Annotated in this window: 13 protein-coding genes and 1 pseudogene; 13 read left to right on the top strand and 1 reads right to left on the bottom strand. The window is 59.5% G+C overall.

The window, feature by feature from the left end; all coding sequences use genetic code 11:
* Window positions 1–7: 7 nt before the first annotated feature.
* Window positions 8–805: a Nif3-like dinuclear metal center hexameric protein gene (locus VQ071_RS13275; protein WP_340514486.1), complete on the bottom strand. Its 798-nt coding sequence runs from the start codon at window positions 803–805 to the stop codon at window positions 8–10.
* Window positions 806–1,978: 1,173 nt separating this feature from the next.
* Between VQ071_RS13275 and VQ071_RS13270 the strand changes: the two genes are divergently transcribed.
* The 13 genes and pseudogenes from VQ071_RS13270 to VQ071_RS13210 form a co-directional block, all read left to right on the top strand.
* A complete protein-coding gene (locus tag VQ071_RS13270; RefSeq protein ID WP_340514485.1) occupies window positions 1,979–3,565 on the top strand; it encodes a response regulator transcription factor in 1,587 nt (528 codons plus the stop codon).
* A 16-nt stretch (window positions 3,566–3,581) separates the two neighbouring features.
* Window positions 3,582–5,351 carry a sensor histidine kinase gene (locus tag VQ071_RS13265; RefSeq protein ID WP_340514484.1) on the top strand — a complete coding sequence of 590 codons (1,770 nt, stop codon included), beginning with the start codon at window positions 3,582–3,584 and terminating at the stop codon, window positions 5,349–5,351.
* Between the two features lie 162 nt (window positions 5,352–5,513).
* Window positions 5,514–6,407 (top strand): cation diffusion facilitator family transporter, encoded by an 894-nt coding sequence (locus VQ071_RS13260; protein WP_340514483.1) that lies wholly within the window; start codon window positions 5,514–5,516, stop codon window positions 6,405–6,407.
* A 183-nt stretch (window positions 6,408–6,590) separates the two neighbouring features.
* Window positions 6,591–8,312 carry an ABC transporter substrate-binding protein gene (locus VQ071_RS13255; protein WP_445293291.1) on the top strand — a complete coding sequence of 574 codons (1,722 nt, stop codon included), beginning with the start codon at window positions 6,591–6,593 and terminating at the stop codon, window positions 8,310–8,312.
* A gap of 104 nt (window positions 8,313–8,416) precedes the next feature.
* On the top strand, window positions 8,417–9,391 hold the full coding sequence (locus VQ071_RS13250) for an ABC transporter permease (protein WP_340514482.1): 975 nt from the start codon (window positions 8,417–8,419) through the stop codon (window positions 9,389–9,391).
* Window positions 9,392–9,406: 15 nt separating this feature from the next.
* The gene (locus VQ071_RS13245; protein ID WP_340514481.1) at window positions 9,407–10,342 is read left to right on the top strand and encodes a carbohydrate ABC transporter permease; all 936 of its coding nucleotides are present in this window, start codon (window positions 9,407–9,409) and stop codon (window positions 10,340–10,342) included.
* A gap of 58 nt (window positions 10,343–10,400) precedes the next feature.
* On the top strand, window positions 10,401–11,555 hold the full coding sequence (locus VQ071_RS13240) for a glycosyl hydrolase family 8 (RefSeq protein WP_340514604.1): 1,155 nt from the start codon (window positions 10,401–10,403) through the stop codon (window positions 11,553–11,555).
* Window positions 11,556–12,312: 757 nt separating this feature from the next.
* Entirely contained in the window at window positions 12,313–14,505 is a 2,193-nt protein-coding gene (locus VQ071_RS13235; protein ID WP_340514480.1) for an alpha-glucuronidase family glycosyl hydrolase, read from the top strand.
* 256 nt (window positions 14,506–14,761) lie between these two features.
* Window positions 14,762–15,349: a TetR/AcrR family transcriptional regulator gene (locus tag VQ071_RS13230; RefSeq protein WP_340514602.1), complete on the top strand. Its 588-nt coding sequence runs from the start codon at window positions 14,762–14,764 to the stop codon at window positions 15,347–15,349.
* 74 nt (window positions 15,350–15,423) lie between these two features.
* Entirely contained in the window at window positions 15,424–16,626 is a 1,203-nt protein-coding gene (locus tag VQ071_RS13225) for an MFS transporter (RefSeq protein ID WP_340514479.1), read from the top strand.
* Window positions 16,627–16,750: 124 nt separating this feature from the next.
* Window positions 16,751–17,674: a hypothetical protein gene (locus tag VQ071_RS13220; protein ID WP_340514478.1), complete on the top strand. Its 924-nt coding sequence runs from the start codon at window positions 16,751–16,753 to the stop codon at window positions 17,672–17,674.
* A 345-nt stretch (window positions 17,675–18,019) separates the two neighbouring features.
* Window positions 18,020–18,565 (top strand): cupin domain-containing protein, encoded by a 546-nt coding sequence (locus VQ071_RS13215; protein ID WP_340514477.1) that lies wholly within the window; start codon window positions 18,020–18,022, stop codon window positions 18,563–18,565.
* A 108-nt stretch (window positions 18,566–18,673) separates the two neighbouring features.
* Window positions 18,674–20,327, top strand: a pseudogene (locus VQ071_RS13210) (ATP-binding cassette domain-containing protein); the annotation flags it as partial.
* Between the last annotated feature and the right edge of the window lie 24 nt (window positions 20,328–20,351).

Genomic DNA, 20,351 nt, shown 5'->3' with positions numbered 1-20,351 from the left:
CACGCAGCTACATATACCGAAGCGCCGGACGTCCGGCCAGCCAATGGACGGGCAGTCCGGGGCAGGCCTGCCGCAGCCGCTCGGCCTCCAGTTGCATGCCGGGCTCCTCGCTCTCGGCGTGTCCGATGAGGAGCAGCGACTTCGCGGCACCCGAATGAACGGCGTCCCGCATGTATTCGGGCGTCTCCCATTCGGGCCCTTCGCCGGCGACGATCAAATCCAGCCGATGCTCGCGCAGCAGCGAGACGGCGAGCTCGCTCCCGCCGCGGTAGCCGGCGAATACACCGATCCGGCGGCAGGTCATGCCGGGATCGCCGGCGAACCTGACGCCGGGCAGGCCGAGCCGTGCCCGCACATGTGCAGCCGCCGCATCCGCACGCATCGCCGGGACGGCGAGCACCGCCGCGGCCGGCAGCATGCGCTCCAGATGGCGCTCCCAATCGAGCGCCCGAACCAGGCCGAGCGTGATCGGATCGGGGGACGCGCGATGGCAATAGTCGTGATGGCGGTATACGGTGACGCCCGATTGGCGGATAAGGGCCTGCTTGTGCGCGAAGACGGGATCGTCCTCCGGCAGCTGCGCGGGCGTCCGGTGACTGTAGTAGACGCCTTCGTGTGCGATCAGCAGATTGGCGCCGAGAGCGGCCGCGCGTTCTATCACCTCGAGCGAAGGCATAAAGGCGACCGCGACGCCCGCGACCGCGGTGTCGGGACTGCCCGGTCCGAGCAGCGTGTCGACCGTAGATTCGATGGGCGCCACGTCGCCGCGCAGCCGATCAATGATGTGTCGGATGGTGATCGTCATTTTGCATCCCCGCTTTCAGCCGGATTCCGGACGCCTGCCGCACCGGAGCGCTCCCATTGTAGCAGATCCGCCTCCCCGCTTCACCTGTACAAACCATTGAACGGCACTGGCATTGTATAGCTGCGCCGCTGCAAGCGGGGGAGGGGGGGCGCATTGGCTGCGGTGCGCTAGCGGAACTTTTTTCCGCTATCGTGCCTTTTGCACGTTGGCTGCGTCGCGCAAGCGGAACTTTTTTCCGCTAAGGTACCTTTTGCACGTTGGCTGCGTCGCGCTAGCGGAACTCATTTCCGCTATGGTGCGTTTTACATGTTGGCTGCGTCGCGCTAGCGGAACTTTTTTCCGCTAAGGCGTGTTTTGCACGTTGGCTGCGTCGCGCTAGCGGAACTTTTTTCCGCTAAGGCGCTTTTTGCACGTTGGCTGCGTCGCGCTAGCGGAACTTTTTTCCGCTAAGGCGCTTTTTGCACGTTGGCTGCGTCGCGCTAGCGGAACTCATTTTCGCTAAGGCGCCTTTTGTACGTTGGCTGCGTCGCGCTAGCGGAACTTTTTTCCGCTAAGGTGCGTTTTGCACGTTGGCTGCGTCCCGCTAGCGGAACTTTTTTCCGCTAAGGTGCGTTTTGCACGTTGGCTGCGTCGCGCTAGCGGAACTAATTTCCGCTAAGGCGCTTTTTGCACGTGTGCCGCGGCGCGCTAGCGGAACTAGTTTCCGCTAAGGCGTGTTTTGCACGTGTGCTGCGTCGCGCCAGCGGAACTAATTTCCGCTAAGGCGCTTTTTGCACGTTGGCTGCGTCGCGCTAGCGGAACTTTTTTCCGCTAAGACGCCTTTTGCACGTTGGCTGCGTCGCGCTAGCGGAACTAATTTCCGCTAAGGCGCCTTTTGCACGTTGTCCGCGTCGCGCTAGCGGAACTTTTTTCCGCTAAGGTGCCTTTTGCACGTTGGCTGCGTCGCGCTAGCGGAACTTTTTTCCGCTATCGTGCCCGCCGCTCGCCCCTCCGTCGCCCGTCCCCTGCACCCATCTTTAATTATCGAAGAAGCTTCCATACTTTTAAAAGTGCGTATGGGACGGCGATAGGCTACAATAAGAGCAGCGCATCGTAAGTCAGAGCATAATCCGGTTTAAACGGCAAAATTGAAAGCGATTGCAAACGGCGCGATAGCCGGGCGGGGAGGGTGCCGTGAGAAAGATTATCCTGGTCGACGACGAAATGTTCGCCCGCAAAGGGCTCGCGGGCTTGATCTCGTGGGAGCAGTACGGCTTTGAGGTGGCGGGAGAGGCGGAGGACGGGGAGGAGGCGCTGGCGCTGATCGAGCGGATCGCGCCCGACGTCGTCGTCACCGATATCCGCATGCCCGTGCTGGACGGTCTCGAATTGATCCGCGAGGCGCAGGAGCGCGGATACCGCAGCACGCGCTTCATCATCATCAGCGGCTACGGCGACTTCAAGTACGCGCAGCAGGCTGTGCGCTTCGGCGTGCAGGACTATCTGCTGAAGCCGATCGACGAGCACGAGCTCGTCGACTGCCTCGTCCGCATCGGCGAGCAGCTGCGGGAGGAGCAGGCCCGCGCCGAGGCCGAAGACGCGCTGCGGCGTCCGTCGCTGTTCGAGGCGCTCCTGGCGGGCCGGGCGGAGGAGGGGGCGCTGGACGCAGTCAGCGACACGCTCGGCTGGCCGGCGGACTTGCAGTACCGCTACTATGCGGTCGAGCTGAACGACACGCCGCCCGAGGAGGACGAGGCGGCGGCGCTGCGCCGCGCGGGCGAGGTCGAGCGGGCGCTCGCCCGCGCCGCCCGGAGCGCAGGCGCTGTGCCGCCGCCCTCCGGCGAGCCGTACGTGCACTACCGGAGCACGTACGAGCTGGGCCTGCTCGTGCCGGGCGCGACCGATGCGCGCTCCGCGAAGGCGCTCGGCGAGCGGCTGGCCCGGGCGGCCGGCTGCGGCGAAGGCGCCACGCCTCGCGTCTATATCGGCGAGGCCGTCCACGGGCTGCGGCTGGCGCGGCAGTCCTATCTGGCCGCGCAGGAGACGCGCAAGCACAAGTACGCGCAGGACGGAGAGCGGGTGCTGCTGTCCGAGGACGTCCGCGACGCCGCCCCCGGCCGCCGCGAGGTGGATGCGGCGCTGTACGCGGCGCTGCTGGAGGGGCTGGAGGAGCATCGCCTGGACGCGATGGCGGATACGGTGGACCGGCTGCTCGCCGCCTTCCGCGAGGAGCGCTTCGCACCGGACGCCGTCGCCGCGGCCGTCTCCCGCGTCGTGTACGGCGCGACCGGGATCATCCGCACGATGCAGGGCGATGAACGCAAGCTGCAGACGATGAACGCCGTGGCCGCCTGGCAGGAAGCACCGCGTACGCTCGCGGGCCTGCGGGCGCTGCTCGTCGCTTTTCTGACCGAATGCGCCGGCTACGTATCGTCGCTTCGCGATGCGATCGGCAAAGGCGACATCGCCAAGATCAAGACCTATATCGATCACCATTACTGCGAGAACATCAGCCTGAAGAGCATTGCGCAGCGCTACTATATGAATCCGGTCTATCTCGGACAGCTGTTCAAAAAGACGTACCAGGTGTACTTCAACGATTATGTGCTCCAGCTGCGCATTCAGGAAGCGAAGCGCCAGCTGCGCCAGACCGACAAGAAGGTATACGAGATCGCGGCGAGCGTAGGCTTCGGCAATGCCGACTACTTCGTCACCCAATTCGAGAAGGTCGAGCGGAAGACGCCGACCGAATATAAAAATGCCATGATTGAAAAGCTGTAACCGGCGGGGGTAGGCAATGCGAGCGATTCGGAAGTCGGCGTTCAGCTTGAACAACATCAGGCTGCGCAACAAGATGCTGATCGTATACTTTTTGTCCGTCCTGATCCCGGTCGTGCTGACGAATGCGATCTTCTACAACATCACGACCAACAACGTCAAAAAGCAGAAGATGAGAGACATCTCCCTGGCGATCGAGGAGATCCGCAACGACTTCATGACGCAGGTCAACGTAGCCGTCGGGATTTCTGCGGTCATTTACAACGATGCCCTGCTGATTGAATACATGGACAAAAATTACATCATGCCGTCCGATTACGTATACAGCTATCATTCCTATATTATCAGCATGCTGAACAAATACAGTCCCGTCTACGATGCGATCCAGCGGATCACCCTGTACTCGAACAACGATACGCTCATCTACGGCGGGCAAGTCGAACCGGTCACGGAGCGGACGAGAGAGCAGACATGGTACCGGCTCATCCACGAATCGGCAGTATCCGTCCCGATCGTGCTGAAGACGGTCCCCGACTATCCCGGCGCGACCGGAGAGATGCTGAGCGTCGTCCGCAAGATCGGCACCGGCGAGGATGCGCAGGCGTGGGAAAAGTATATGAAGATCGATCTTCACCCGGAAGCGATCAAGGAGATGTTCCACAACGTGACGCTGGAGGGCGACCTGTTCCTGCTGCAGGGAGACGCGGTGCAATATGCGACCACGTCGGGCTTCGGGCTTGCCGCGCAGACCGATTTTTCTGCATCGGAGACTTCCAAGGACACGATCGAGATCGCCGAGGACTTCGACAATGTCCCCTACCTGTCCGACTGGCGGATCGTGGGTCGGTTCAAGGAATCGGCGGTGCTCGAGGAGGTGCGCAAGTCCAAGTACTTCGTGCTGTATCTGGCCGTCCCCAACGTGCTGCTGCCGACGCTGCTGATCATCTGGTTCACGCGGTCGCTCAATTCGCGGCTGGTGCGGATTCTGAAGCATATGAAAAAGGTCAAGAACCATTCGTTCGAGACGATCGACCGGCAGGACGCCAAGGACGAGATCGGACAGCTGACCGCCGAGTTCAATCGGATGACCCTGCAGATCAAGTCCCTGATCGACGACGTGTACATCGCGGATATTCAGAAGAAGGAGCTGCTCATCAAGCGCAACCAGTCCCAGCTCCACGCCCTGCAGAGCCAGATCAATCCTCATTTTTTGTTCAACTCGCTGGAGACGATCCGCATGCGCAGCCTTATGAAGAAGGAGGAAGAGACGGCGCGCATCATTCACAGCATGGCCAAAATATTCCGCAAATCGCTGGCCTGGGGCAAGGATTGGGTGACGATCCGGGACGAGCTCGATCTCGTCGCCTGCTTCCTCGACATCCAGAAGTACAGGTTCGGAGACAAGCTCGAGTATCGCATCGAGGCCGACGAGTCTGTGCTGGGACTCATGATTCCGAAAATGACGCTGCAGCCGCTGGTCGAGAATGCGAGCATTCACGGCATCGAGAAGCTGAAGGAGGGCGGGCTCATCCGCATCGCCATCCGTCAGACCGGCGAGGGTCTCGTCTGCACCGTGCAGGACAACGGAGCGGGCATACCGCCGGACAGGCTGGAGGCCATCCTGAGCGAGCTCGAGCAGAGCGAGGATATCGGGGAGAGCGTCGGCATCAAAAATGTGTATTACCGGCTGAAGCTGTACTACAGGGACAAGGTCGACTTCGAGGTGAGGAGCCAGGAGGGAGAAGGGACGGAATTCCGCATTGTGGTGAAGGAGGACGCTTCCGCGTGATGCTGATCGCCCGGTGCGGGGGGACAAGCTTTTTTGTGCGGCGCAACTTTGTTGCGAGCCGACATGTTTGTAGCCCCGGCGAAAAAACGTTTCTCTGGACCCACTCGGATGCCGCTTGCTAGTATGAGTGGTACTGGGTGAGGGAGAGAGGTACTGCGAGGAATGGATCAGCAGCAAAGGTACGATAATCTGAAGCTGGGAGAACGCGGCGCGATCATCAGCATCGCGGCCTACATCGTTCTGTCGGCTCTAAAATTAATCGTCGGTTATGTCGCGGGGTCCGAAGCGCTAAAAGCCGACGGCCTGAACAACGCCACCGATATCGTCGCGTCGGTCGCCGTCCTGATCGGACTCCGGCTCGCGCAGAAGCCGGCCGATCACGATCACCGGTACGGCCATTGGAAGTCGGAGACGATCGCATCCCTCCTCTCTTCCTTTATTATGGCCGCTGTCGGCCTGCAGGTGCTGTATGCCGCCGTGCGATCGGTATTCGGCGGGAGCGGCGAATCCCCGGATCCGATCTCGGTGTGGACAGGTATGCTGTGCGCGGTCGTGATGTACTTCGTCTATCGGTACAACAAGCGGCTCGCGAGCAAGGTCAACAGCCAGGCGGTCATGGCCGCGGCGAAAGACAATCTGTCGGATGCGTTCGTCAGCATCGGTACGGTAGTCGGCATCGCCGGCTCGCAATTCGGTCTGCCGTGGCTCGATCCGGTCACCGCCATCGTCGTCGGCCTTCTCATCTGCAAGACGGCATGGGATATTTTCCGCGACGCCTCCCATCATCTGTCCGACGGGTTCGACGCGTCGACCATTCAATCCTTCAAAGAAGCGATTATGGAGGTTGAAGGCGTGGAGGCCGTCAAGGATATCAGGGCGAGAAATTACGGCAGCAGCGCTGTCGTCGATGTGGTCGTGCTCGTCGATATGGAGCTCAACTTTGCGGAAGCGCACGAGATTGCCACGAGCGTGGAAAATAAACTGAAGGAGACATCGGAGGTTTACGAGGTGCATGTTCATTATGAGCCTGTCGATCTCTCGGAGATGCTGTCCTGACATGCCGCAAGGCAAGCCCCGGCAATCGGTCGCCGGGGTTATTTTTTTGACCGCAATTTCGCATCCTTAATAAATATCCTAAGTACAATCTTTAGTTTACCCGGTAAACAAACTATAATATTCAAACTATAATGAAAGTGCTTACAAAAAAACAATCGATTCAAAGGGAAGGGGTTCGAGCTCGTGAAAAAGAAGCTTCTGACCGCCGGCATGGCTGCCACATTGGCCGTCTCCATGGCTGCATGCTCTAGCGGCAATAAGGGCAGCAATTCATCTCCCGCCGCTACGGATGGCAATGCATCGTCGTCCTCAAGTGCATCCGCAACGGCAACGGCGTCGGAAAAACCGCTCGATAAAGTTACGTTTACATTCTTCAACGGCGTCGCCGGGGAAAAGGACTTGAACACGAACGAGACGACGATCGGCAAAATGCTCGAGGATCAGACCGGCGTAAACTTCAAGATCGAGCATCTGGTCGGCGACTTGAATACGAAGATCGGCACGATGATCGCTTCCAACCAATATCCGGACGTCATCATCCCGGATGCCGCGATCGAGGAGGTGCTGAAGGCGGGCGCCTTCATCCCGCTCGACGATCTGATCGAGCAATACGGTCCGAACATCAAGCGCGTCTACGGTCCTTACTTCGAGCGCATGAGAGCCGATTACGGCGGCAAGATCTACTTCCTGCCATTCGGCCCGCAGGTGGGCGACTACGTAGCGGATCCGAATATTAACCAAGGCGCATTCTGGGTGCAGCGCCGCGTGCTCAAGGAAGCGGGCTATCCGAAGATCAAGAAGCTGGACGATTATGTCAAGCTGGTCGAGGACTACGTCTCCAAGCACAAGGACGAGAATCTGACCGGCATGCTCACACTGACGCATGACTGGCGGTTCTTCGCTACCTCGAACCCGCCGATGCATCTCGCCGGCTTCCCGAACGACGGCAACGTCATGGTCGACATCTCGACCAACGAAGCGAAGACGTATGCCGGCTCCGAGAACGAGAAGCGCTGGCTTAAGACGCTCAACGATCTGAACGGCAAGAACTTGTTCGACAAAGCTTCCTTCGTTGACAACTACGACCAATACATCGCCAAGCTGACCTCGCACAAGGTCGTAGGCTTCTTCGACTACGGCTGGCAGATCGGCAACGCGATGAACGTGCTGAAGGATGCGGCGAGAAAAGATCAGTCGCAGGACGACTTCGTCTACTTCCCGCTGCCGGTCACCTTCGACGGTACGCATGATCAGTACCTCGACCCGCCGGGATGGACCAGCAACCGCGGCGCCGGCATCACCAAGAGCGCCAAGGACCCTGCCCGTATTATTCAATACTGGGACAACCTGCTGACGGACGACAACCAAGTGCTGAAGAGCTGGGGCATCAAAGGCGAGACGTACGAAGTGGACGACAAAGGCCGCTTCTACCGCACGGCGGAGCAGATTGCCAAGCTCGACGACGCGTTCAACGAGAAGTTCGGCTTCAAGACGTACGATTGGGACTGGCCGCAATACGGCACTTCGTCCACGCTCGCAGACGGCAACGCAGTGGCGCCTGGCTTCCAGCCGGAAGTGTTCCAACTGAGCCTGACCGATGGCGACAAGACGATCCTGGACAAGTACGGCGTGCAGACCTATGCACAGATGTTCGACAAGCCTGAAGACCGTCCGTGGTTCCCGGCCTGGAGTATTCCGAAGGAACAGGGTTCGCCGCAGCAGATCTGGGAGACCAAGAAGGACGATCTGCTGAAGAAGTACTACGCCAAGCTCGTGCTCGCCAAGCCGGCGGACTTCGAAGGCGTATGGGCCGACTACATGAAGGAATTCAACAAGCTCGATACGGCCGGCTATGAGAAATGGTACACCGAGCAAATCAAGAAAATCGTAGAAGTAGCCAAGTAAAAAACGGTTTTCGATAGGAGGGCAAAGCCGGCTGAACGCGCTGCTTCATGCTGACGGCCGGCTTTCCCTTTTTATTCTTTAGCCCGACGGAAGGAGCAAGTAGGATGGAGAACAACACCGCGCTGCCAACGTCGCCGTCGACGTCAAAGCCAGAGCCGGGCGGGCTGAAGCTGTTTTTCAAAAGACTCGTATCACAGCGCATACTGGTTCTGATGTCCGTACCCTTTGTCATCTGGCTGTTCGTTTTCAAATACGTGCCGGTATGGGGATGGACGATCGCCTTCCAGGATTATCAGCCTTCGCTGGCATTCAAGGACCAGCAATGGGTCGGTTTTTCGCATTTTCAGTCGCTTTTCTCGGAGGACCGCTTCCTGATCGCCCTTCGCAACACGCTTGCGATGAGCGGCATCAATCTCGTACTCGGCTTCGTGACGGCCGTATCGCTCGCCCTGCTATTGAATGAGGTCCGCAAGGTCGCGTTCAAGCGCGTCGTGCAGACCGTCAGCTATTTGCCCCACTTTATCTCCTGGGTCGTCGCCGCAGGCATCATCCAGACGATGCTGGCGCCGGACGGCGTCGTTAATGAACTGCTCAAGATGTTCGGTGTCATCGAGAAGGGACAGGAATATCTGTTCCTCGGCAAGGCGGAATGGTTCTGGGGTATCTTCGGCGCAAGCTCCGTGTGGAAGGACGTAGGCTGGAATACAATCGTCTATCTGGCCGCTATCAGTGCCATCGATCCCGCGCAGTACGAAGCGGCGGAGATGGACGGTGCGGGCCGCTTGAGACGGATGTGGTATATCACGCTGCCGGGCATCAAGCCGGTCATTGTCGTGCTGCTCATCATGAACATCGGCTATTTGCTGGAATCGGGATTCGAACCGCAGTACCTGCTCGGCAACGGCATGAACGTCGATTATTCCGAGAACATTGACATATTCGTACTCAAATACGGCCTTCAACAGTTCAACTTCCCGCTCGCAACCGCGGCAGGCATGTTCAAGACGGTCGTCAGCTTTATTTTGCTTTTCTCGGCCAATCATATCGCCAAGCGATTGGGACAAGACAGACTGTTCTAGAAGGAGGGGATCCGCATGGCGAACGCGGCAGGCGCTTCGCGGCAGGCCCGCAGCTCGCGCCGGCATTCTTCGGTCGGCGACCGGGTGTTCGATATTTTAAACTACATTTTCCTCACCTTGCTCATGGTCGTGACGCTGTATCCGTTCCTGAATACGCTCGCCGTATCTCTGAACGCCGCGAGCGATTCGATCAAGGGCGGCATCCATCTGTGGCCGCGGCAGTTCTCCGGCGAGAACTATAGATTCGTCTTCAACGAAGCGACGATCTACAACGCGACGCTGATCTCGGTGCTGCGCACCGTCGTCGGCACCGCCGTCACGGTGTTCGCGTCGGCGATGGTCGCCTACACGATCAGTCGGCAGGAATACGTGCTGCGCAAATTCGTCACGATCGCTTTTATCATCACGATGTACATCAACGGCGGTCTGATCCCGAACTACTTGCTCATCCGGGACCTGGGGCTGATCAACAGCTTCTGGGTTTACATTCTGCCGGGCATCATCGGCGTGTTCAATCTGATCATCATCCGCTCCTTCATCGAGCAGCTGCCCGAGAGCGTGATCGAGTCGGCGCGGATCGACGGCGCCGGGGACTTCCGGACGTTCATCAACATCGTGTTCCCGCTCTGTCTGCCCGTGCTGGCGACGGTGGCGCTGTTCACGGCCGTGTATCAATGGAATTCGTGGTTCGACGTATTCCTGTACAACTCCTCCAATGTCAAGCTGAGTACGCTGCAGTATGAGCTGCAGAAAATATTGCAAAACTCGAACACGACCTCAAGCGCGGAAACCGCGTTCGCCAACTCCGGTTCGGGTTCTTCGGTCAAGGTATCACCGCTCTCGATCCGGGCGACGATGACGATCGTTGCGGCGGTCCCGATGATCGTCATCTACCCGTTCCTGCAGAAGTACTTCGTGAAGGGTATGACCGTCGGCGGCGTGAAGGGATAAGAGAAGGGAGACAAACGCGATGCATAGCGGCAAGGCGACTGGTTCGCAGGAACAAGAGATGCGCGCGGGAAGCGGCGGCAATGGCGCCTTCGGCACCGGCATCTATCCGAACCTGTTCGAGCGATACGGCTATGCGCCGGAAGAGATCGAGGACAGGCTGTCGGATGCTTGGCACAGACTGTTCGGCGACGACGAGCGAACACGGATCTACTATCCGTCCGGCGACGACATGGGGTATATGCTGGACACCGGCAACCTCGACGTGCGGACCGAGGGCATGTCCTACGGCATGATGATGGCCGTGCAAATGAACGACAAGGCGCTGTTCGACCGGCTGTGGCGCTGGACATGGACGTACATGCATATGAAGGAAGGCCTGCATGCCGGGTACTTCGCCTGGTCGTGCGCGCCCGACGGGAAGAGGAACTCTTCCGGCCCGGCGCCGGACGGCGAGGAGTACTTCGCGCTGGCGCTGTTCTTCGCTTCGCATCGCTGGGGCGAAGGCGAGCCGCCGCTGGACTACGCGGCCAAGGCGCGGGACATTCTGCGCGCCTGTCTGCACAACGGCGAGGAAGGGCTGGGCTACCCGATGTGGAATCGGGACAACCGGCTCATCAAGTTCGTACCGGAATGCGAATACAGCGACCCGTCGTATCATCTGCCGCATTTCTACGAGCTGTTCGCGCTGTGGGCGGACGAGGCCGACCGGCCGTTCTGGCGGGAGGCCGCCGCGGCCAGCCGGGCGTACCTGCCGCTGACCTGCCATCCGGAGACAGGGCTGTCGCCCGAATATGCTTTTTATGACGGCGCGCCCAACGACGAGCGCGGCTACGGCCACTTCTACAGCGACTCGTACAGGGTCGCCGCCAATGTGGGTCTCGAAGCCGCCTGGTTCGGGGCGACGCCGTGGATGACGCACGAGGCGGAGGCGATCCTGCGCTTCTTCGCGGACAAGGACCCGGCCGACTACCGGCGCTACCGGATCGACGGGACGCCGTTCGAGGAGCCGTCGCTGCACCCGGTCGGCCTCATCGCGACCAACGCCTGCGCTGCGCTGGCCGCGCCGGACGGGCCGCATGCGCAGGCTGCCGTCGAGCGCTTGTGGCGTACGCCGGTGCGTGAGGGGGAGCGCCGCTACTACGACAACTGCCTGTACATGTTCGCGCTGCTGGCGCTCAGCGGGCGGTACCGGATCTGGATGCCTGCCGCCTGAAGCGCGGCGGGCCCGGCGGAGCGGCCCCCAATGTTGTCAGGTTAAGGATCCTGTCGCTCCCCGGCGCGTGGTCTTCATGAGTGTATTGTCCTTGGTCTGTTTGTTGCGTATGAACGAGCGATCCTGGACGACAGGGATGCGGCTACGTTGAAGTTCTTCCCCAAACCGTTCGTGCAACACAGCCTTGAAAGGGGAGATAACTGCCAAACCGCAGTTATTTCTCCTGCGCCAGGACATCTGGCGGCGATAACTGCATTTATACAGTTATTTTCGAGTCTGAGCCGGATGGCGGTCGATTTTCGCGAGATTAACTGTATATTCGCAGCTATCGCTCCGAAAAATGCCGCCACCACGGAGATTAACTGTATATTTGCAGCTAACCTGACAACATTGGAGCGGCCCCTGCCGTGGCGGCAGAGGCCGGCGCAGGTGGCGCGAGTGCGAGAGGAGCGGCGGTGACAGGCGGGCGGACCGGCGGTATCGTACCGCCGATCCGCCCGCGTACAGCCTGACCAGTACATGCACCGCGCAGCCGAACCGGCGGTATCGTACCGCCGATCCGCCGCACGTACAGCCTGCCCAGTACATGCACCGCGCAGCCGAACCGGCGGCGAATCGGTTAAGGCCGGCGATGATCGTGTTCGGAGCAGCGGTCGCTTGCGGCAAGGAACGATGATCGCGGCAAGTGAGGTAGCAAGGTTCTGAGTCTCTGTTGCCGGAGACTCTTTTTATTTGCAACGGGGAGGGAGCATGAGCGATGGTAACCAATCATACGGCGAACGGGGAATATGAGCAGGCGTGGCTGAGCTACGAGTTGATCGGAGACGAGGCGCTGCGCGCCAAGCATGCAGCGGTGTGCGCGAGGCTTGAAGTCCGGGGGATGGGCGCCGAGCTGACGTCGGCGCGCCTCGAGCTGCGGCGTGCGCTCGCGGGCTTGCTCGGGCGGCTGCCGGCCGAGGTGTCGGCGGACGAAGAGAGCGGCGCGCAGGAGCCGGCAGGGCCGGCGATCGTCGTCGGCCTCGCGGACGCCGTGCGGGCGGAGCGGCCTGCGGCGGCGGGGGAGGCCGGCTTCCCGGACAACGGCTCGCTTGGCGATGAAGGCTATGCGATCTGGTCGGGTGCGGACGGCAGCGTCTACCTGCTCGGAGGCGGCGCGCGAGGCGCGCTGTACGCGGCGTTTGGCTTCATCCGCCTGCTGCAGACGGGCGCGGAGCTAAGCGAGCTCCGCATTGTTGAGCGGCCCGCGTACCCGCTGCGGATGATCGACCATTGGGACAACGCGGATGGCACTATCGAGCGCGGCTACGCAGGCGGGAGCCTGTTTTTCGAAGCGGGCAGGCTGGGCGGGCGGATCGGCCGCATTCGCGATTATGCGCGGCTGCAGGCGTCGATCGGCATCAATGCTGTCGCCATCAACAACGTCAACGTGCATGACGAGGAGACGCGTCTGCTCGCGGGTGATCGGCTGGCCGATGTGGCGCGGGTAGCCGACGTGCTGCGCGAATACGGAATCGCGCTCTATCTGAGCGTCAACTTCGCCGCTCCGATCGAGCTCGGCGGGCTCGCCACCGCCGACCCGCTGGCGCCAGCGGTCGCAGCCTGGTGGGGGGACACGACCGCCGAGGTCTGCCGGCGGATCCCCGGCTTCGGCGGCTATGTCGTCAAGGCGGACTCGGAGCACCGGCCGGGGCCGTTCACCTACGGGCGGGATCACGCGGACGGCGCCAATATGCTGGCGGATGCGCTCGCCCCGTTCGGCGGTACGGTCGTCTGGCGCTGCTTCGTATACAATTGCCGGCAGGATTGGCGGGACCGGCGGACGGATCGCGCGCGCGCCGCCTACGACCACTTCATGCCGCTCGACGGCGCATTCCGTGACAATGTCGTGCTGCAGATCAAGCACGGGCCGATGGACTTTCAGGTGCGGGAGCCCGTGTCGCCGCTGCTGCTCGGCCTCCGGCGCACGCAGATCGCGCTGGAGCTGCAGATTACCCAGGAGTACACGGGACAGCAGCGTCATCTTTGCTACCTGCTTCCGATGTGGAAGGAGGTGCTGGACTTCGACGCCGGCGCCGGCGTCACAGTGGCGGACGCGGCGGGCGGCGCCGGTGCCGGACAGAATGCGGCGGACGGTCAAGGCGAGGCTGGCAATGAGGAGGAAGCTCCTGGCGGTCATGACGGGACTGGCGTTGGGGAGAATGCGGCGCGCGGGAAGCGGGTCTGGCGCGGCGGTCTGGCTGCAGTGTCCAATGTCGGTACCGACGCCAACTGGACCGGTCACCTGCTCGCGCAGGCGAACTGGTACGGCTTCGGCCGGCTGGCCTGGGATCCTTCGGCATCCGCCGAAGCGATCGGCCGCGAATGGATCAGGATGGCGCTCGGTTCGGATGCGAATGTCGAGGAGACCGTTATCACCATGCTGCTCGATTCGCATGCTATCTACGAATCGTACACGGCGCCGCTCGGCGTCGGCTGGATGGTCAATCCGGACCACCATTACGGCCCGAACGTCGACGGCTACGAGTACAGTCCGTGGGGCACCTACCACTACGCGGACCGGGACGGCATCGGCGTCGACCGGACCGTCGCGACCGGGACGGGGTATGCCGGACAATACCCCGCCGCCGCTGCAATGTACGAATCACCGGACACATGCCCGGACGAGCTGCTGCTCTTCTTTCACCATGTGCCCTACGACAGACGACTCAAGAGCGGCAAGACGGTCATCCAGCATATTTACGACTCGCGCTTCGAGGGTGCCGAGCGGGCAGCCGGGCTGCTCGCATCATGGGACGGCATCGCAGACAGGCTCCCGCCGCGCGTCTATGAGGAGGTCCGCACCCGGCTCGCACACCAGGCCGAGCATGCGCTGGAGTGGCGGGATCAGTTGAACAGCTACTTCTATCGCAAATCCGGCATTCCCGACGCGCTCGGCCGGACGATCTATTGAATGCTGCTCGCGGCGAATGTGACAGTTAGAGCGCAGGCGTTGCGTTTGCGTGTGGGGCGGGATCGCCTCCCGCAGTGAAGGCGATGGGGTTACGAATCGGCTGCTCCAACTTTAATAGCCTGACCAAGAAGGCCGGAGCTCTTCCGGTCTTCTTTTTATACACATGGCGCGAGCTGCCATTGCAAGGCATTCCGTTGTCGGCTATAATACTGAATATTCATTCAGCATCTTTCAGAGACCGATCGAGGTGATTCCCATCAACAAGAAGCAGCAGCAGACCGAGCAGACGAAGAAGAAGATCGCCGATGCGGCCAAGGCGCTTTTTATAAAGAAAGGCTACAAAGCGACCGCGATCGAGGAGATCGTGAAGGCGACCGGGTGCAGCGCGGGCAACATCTATTACCACTTCAAGAGCAAGGAAGGGCTGTTCCTGTACTTGATCGAGGAGTGGGATCGGGAGTGGGAGGAGACGTGGCTCGCGAAGGAGGCGCTCTATGCGACGACGGCCGACAAGCTGTACGGCATGGCCGAGCATCTGGCGCACGAGCAGCTCAATCATCCGCTGACCAAGGCGATCGACGAGTTCTTCAACAATGCCGAGAAAGGTTCGGAGGTGGAGGAGCGTATCGTACAGATGGTCCAAGGTTATGTTAACTTCAACAGGCAGCTGCTCCAGCGCGGCATCGACGCCGGAGAATTCAAGGCGGCGGACGCGACAGGGCTCGCGATTATCCTCGACAGCCTGCTGTTCGGGCTCAGTCAGCATGCGAGGCGCATGAACCGTGAAGCTGCGCTAACCGCCTACCGACTGGCGGTAGACGTGTTCCTGCATGGCATCGCCTGACCGGCGACTGCTTTTTTTTGCCCACATCTAGAATGAATATTCAGTATTTGCAATCGATTTGGAGGAAGTTACGTATGGCTATCTTCGCCAAGCATCACGGCGCATTGCCGATCTTAATGTTGAACCTGTTCTTGGTATTCACCGGCATCGGCCTTATTATTCCGATTATGCCGAGCTTCATGAACGAGCTGGGCGTGAACGGGAGTATGATGGGGCTTATGGTCGCCGTCTTCTCGCTCGTTCAGTTTCTATTCTCGCCGCTGGCCGGGCGCTTGTCCGATACGGTCGGCCGCAAACGGATGATCGTCATCGGCATGTTCTTGTTCGCCGTCTCTGAAGGGCTGTTCGGCATCGCACATTCTCCGGTGCTCATGTTCGTCTCGCGGGCGCTCGGCGGCCTCTGTGCAGCGATGATCATGCCGGCGGTCATGGCTTATGCGGCGGACATCACGACGGACGAGGAGCGCGCAGCCGGGATGGGGTACGTGAACGCCTCGATCACGACCGGCTTCATCATCGGTCCGGGCATCGGGGGTTATCTCGCAGAGTTCGGCATTCGCGTGCCTTTCTTTGCAGCCGGAGTCGGGGGCGTCGTCGCGGCGTTTGTAACTTTACTTTTCCTCAAGGAATCTGTTCCGTCAAAAGGAACCCGGGAGGTTCAAGCCAAGGTTGCGGAGAAACGCAGCGGTCTGCTGACCCAACTAAAGTATTCATATCGCGAGCCGTACTTTTTAAGTCTGATCATCGTCTTCGTCATGTCGTTCGGGCTCGCCAACTTCGAGACGATCTATTCGCTGTTCGTCGATCACAAGTTCGGCTTCGATCCGAAGGACATCGCCTTCGTCATCACGTTCGGCTCGATCGCCGGCGCCGTCGTGCAGCTGACGATCTTCAGCTGGCTGCTCAACCGGTTCGGGGAACAGCGGGTCATCTCCGCCTGTCTGCTCGTCGCCGGACTCTTCGTCCTCTTGATGCTGTTCGTGCACAAGTTCTGGCTCATCTTCGCCGTCACCTTCGTCGTGTTCCTCGCCATCGACATCCTGCGCCCCACGATCGGCACCCAGATGTCCAAGCTGGCCGAGGGGCAGCAAGGCTATGTGGCAGGCTTGAACTCGGCCTTCACGAGCCTCGGCAACATCGTCGGTCCGATCGTGGCAGGCGTGTTGTTCGATATTGAGATTAATTCGCCCTATACGCTCGCAGCCGTGGTGCTGCTCATTTGTTTTGGGGTGTCGCTTAAGGGGCGGAGCAGAGCGGGGAACCACGAGGGCGGTTAGATTTTCGATTTTTGTCTCCGATTGTCCTTTCCTGTTACGAAACAGACAAGATATGGTTATATACTTTATGATCATTCATCAGAGAGGACGGGGTATTTTGAAAAAAGCAGGATTGCGCATTTCTATGCTCGTTATCTTATTCGCGTTAGTATTCCAATCTACGCCGACGAATGCCGCGACCGCGAGTTATGCAGATCGGTTGTACTCGCCGATGTTCATTAACAAGATCGGAGAGTTCTACTTTATCGCCGACTCCTGGAATCACAGAATTATTTATAGCCGCGATGTGAAGCTGCCGATCAAGCGTTGGAAGGTGATGGACAACGACATCGCCGCTCCTCACTCGATCGCCGGCAACGGTACGATCTTCGTCGCCGAAGACACCGGCAGGGATCGCTTGTTTGTCTACACCTTGACCGCCAAGGGCTTCGTTCGGACGCAGGTGATCGACAATATTAAGGGCAGACCGCATAAAACGGTCTACGATCCTTCGACCCGCAAATTTTATGTGCTCACCTCCGAGACGCAGAACATATACACGCTGTCTTTGAAAAACGGCAAAGTCGTAATCGATAGCAAAAAGAACCTCCCCTATCTGGAGGCCGCCTATGTCCGGTCCTTCTCGATTATCGACGGCATGATGTATTTTGTAAGCGGCCCGAATCAAATTCTGGTAGCCAATTACAAAGACGGCACCTTCTCGCTGCAAGAGAAGTACGACGTGCCGGCAGGCTACAGAGCGATGAACGATATTAAAAAAATCGGCTCTTACTACTACATCACGGTGTACTCCAAACAGTTCATTCGGCTGAAGGACTTGTCCGATTTTAGCCAAGCCGAAAATATTTACAATGTACTGGGCTTCAAGGGCGTGCCCTATTACATGTCGTACTTTGACGGCAGAATCTACATCACCGAGATCGATTCGTATTCGGCCATCCGTTCGTTCAAGGCGAGCGGGGACGAAATCTCGAAGATCGAAGTCATGCACGACTACGGCGCGCCGAATGCGGCGGTATTGAACCGGAAGAAGATACTGGGTACGTAATGGAAGCATCCGCAGCCTTGCGGCTGCGGATGCGGCTGAATGCATGGAACTGAGAATCCCCTTGAACGGAATGTTGCGTTCGAGGGGATTTTTGTGCTGCGGATGAGCCGCGAATGCACGTTTTTATTGCCTCGATCAAGGTAAGCCGGATAGCGCCAAAGTCAACAAAGCCGGATTCGGATGCCGAAGCTTGCCGCCCAGGTTTGTGCTTGGAGTTATACGATTGTTCAACCCTGTTTCTGCGGCGATCAAGGTACGTTTGCCTATGCCGGGCATAGGATGAGGTATCTGAGCGTGGAGGGATGAATTCTGATGCAAGCCCGGCCTCAAGCTTTTCCGAACCCAATGTATTCTCAATATGTATGGCAGCTGTACCAGCAGCAGCAACCGTATCGCAACTGCAGCTACCCTTATTACCAAACCCTGTATCCCCTCCCTTCCAGCTATGAGCGGTTCAGCTCGAAGCCCGATGCCGGGATGGCCATCAAGGATTATGGCAAACAACCGCTGGTCATCAACATCGAAAAGGCGGCGGAGCAGAACGACACGTTCCGTACCGCCATATGGACAGGGGAGCACTTCCAAGTCACCGTGATGAGCATTCCCGTCGGCGGCGATATCGGTCTGGAGGTGCATCCGCATACGGATCAATTCACCCGGATCGAAGAGGGACAGGGCCTGGTTCAGATGGGGAAAACGAGAGACGCGCTGGATTACGAGGTTAGTGCCGCTGCGGGCGACGCCATCATGACCCCTGCCGGCACATGGCACAATGTGACCAATACCGGCGATAAGCCGTTGAAAGTATATGTGATCTACGCGCCTCCCCAGCATCCGTTCGGTACGGTTCATCCGACGAAGGCGGCTGCGGAGGCGGCCGAGGGCAACTAAGCGTATCAACCTTACGAGACGGTACAAGAGAATCCCCTCACGCGGTATACGCCGTTTGAGGGGATTGTTGTTTTGGGAAATTGTTATTCGCGAGGTCGTCCTTGGTCAGAATGGGATACCCTCCTCCACGGCAAGGAGAGCAAGATCGTCTACCGCTCCAAAGGCGGCGATATCGAAGGGGATTACGAAGGTCTGCTGCCCAAGCTCACCCGTCTGTACTTGAAGCGGGACAGCAGCGAAATGTCGGATGCGAAGCGAGAGATGATTGACCTTTTTCTATCGTATCGTGCGTGCAGCCTGTGCGGAGGCAGCCGTCTGAATCAGGCGGCCCTGAACTGCCGGATTAACGGCTACAACATTGCGGAGTGCGCGGCGATGGAGATCGGCGAGCTCATCCGTATGCTCGAAGCGGTCCGGGATCCCGTGGCCGGGCCGATGCTTGACGGGCTCCTGCTCCGGTTGAACCATCTGGTCGAGATCGGGCTGACCTATCTGAGCCTGGATCGTCCCACCGCGACCTTGTCGGGCGGAGAGTCGCAGCGCATCAAGATGGTCCGGCATCTGAGCAGCAGTCTGACCGACATGATCTACATTTTCGACGAACCGAGCGTCGGGCTGCATCCGCGGGATGTCCATCGTCTGAACGGCATGCTGCGCCGGCTCAGGTACAAAGGGAACACCGTACTCGTCGTCGAGCATGACCGCGAGGTGGTGGAGATCGCCGATCATATCGTCGATGTCGGACCGCATGCGGGTACCCGCGGCGGTGAGATCGTGTATGAAGGCGACTATGCGGGCCTCCTTCACTCGGATACGTTGACAGGACGGTGCCTGAAGGAAAGTCTGTTTTTGAAGACGTCAACCCGGATACCCAAGGGCTGGATGACCGTAGCCGGCGCCAGTCTGCACAATCTAAAGGAGGTGACAGTCGATATCCCCGTCGGCGTGCTGACCGTGGTCACAGGCGTCGCCGGATCAGGCAAAAGTACGCTCATTAACGGCGCCTTCCTGCCGGCGCATCCGGAGGCGATCGTCATCGATCAGTCGGCCGTGGACACGTCCATTCGCTCGAATCCGGCGACCTATACAGGCATGATGGACGATCCGCCGGTTGTTCGCAGCCGCCAACAAGGTGAGCGCGTCCCTGTTCAGCTTCAACTCCAAGGGCGCTTGTCCCAACTGTCAAGGGACGGGGATGATCTACACGGATCTGGCCTTTCTCGAGCCGGTAAGGACGATCTGCGAGGTGTGCGGGGGCAAGCGGTTCAGTGACGAGGTGCTGCAATATAAGTGGAACGGAAAGTCCATCAGCGATGTCCTCGCGATGACGGTACGGGATGCTGCAGCGTTTTTCATCGGGAAGGAGCTGCTCCGTCAGATGCAGATGCTCGAAGATGTGGGACTCGGGTACGTGACGCTGGGCCAGCCTCTCAGCACCCAGTCGTGCGGCGAATGCCAGCGCATCAAGCTGGCCGGAGAGCTTCACAAGGAAGGCAGTTTCTATGTGATGAACGAACCGACGACCGGACTGTATATGTCCGATATCTCGCGTCTCATGCACATCATGAACCGCTTGGTCGACGGGGGCAACACCGTGGTCGTCATCGAACACAACCTGGACGTGATCAAGAGCGCCGACTGGATCATCTACATGGGCCCCGAGGGCGGTCACCGGGGCGGGTAGATCGTCTTCGAGGGCACACCGGTCCAGCTGGCAGCCGCCGAACACTCAATTACGGGTGCGTATTTGCGCAAGCTATAATATATGAATACAGGCGTTCAAAGA

The organism is Cohnella sp. 56 (assembly GCF_037963805.1).
Taxonomy (GTDB): domain Bacteria; phylum Bacillota; class Bacilli; order Paenibacillales; family Paenibacillaceae; genus Cohnella.
This window is presented reverse-complemented; position numbering and strand designations above follow the sequence as displayed.

Coding starts and splice junctions, on each gene's coding strand:
- VQ071_RS13275 (WP_340514486.1), bottom strand. CDS start 805: ATGACGATCACCATCCGACACATCATTGATCGGCTGCGCGGCGACGTG.
- VQ071_RS13265 (WP_340514484.1), top strand. CDS start 3,582: ATGCGAGCGATTCGGAAGTCGGCGTTCAGCTTGAACAACATCAGGCTG.
- VQ071_RS13260 (WP_340514483.1), top strand. CDS start 5,514: ATGGATCAGCAGCAAAGGTACGATAATCTGAAGCTGGGAGAACGCGGC.
- VQ071_RS13250 (WP_340514482.1), top strand. CDS start 8,417: ATGGAGAACAACACCGCGCTGCCAACGTCGCCGTCGACGTCAAAGCCA.
- VQ071_RS13245 (WP_340514481.1), top strand. CDS start 9,407: ATGGCGAACGCGGCAGGCGCTTCGCGGCAGGCCCGCAGCTCGCGCCGG.
- VQ071_RS13240 (WP_340514604.1), top strand. CDS start 10,401: ATGCGCGCGGGAAGCGGCGGCAATGGCGCCTTCGGCACCGGCATCTAT.
- VQ071_RS13235 (WP_340514480.1), top strand. CDS start 12,313: ATGGTAACCAATCATACGGCGAACGGGGAATATGAGCAGGCGTGGCTG.
- VQ071_RS13225 (WP_340514479.1), top strand. CDS start 15,424: ATGGCTATCTTCGCCAAGCATCACGGCGCATTGCCGATCTTAATGTTG.
- VQ071_RS13220 (WP_340514478.1), top strand. CDS start 16,751: ATGCTCGTTATCTTATTCGCGTTAGTATTCCAATCTACGCCGACGAAT.
- VQ071_RS13215 (WP_340514477.1), top strand. CDS start 18,020: ATGTATTCTCAATATGTATGGCAGCTGTACCAGCAGCAGCAACCGTAT.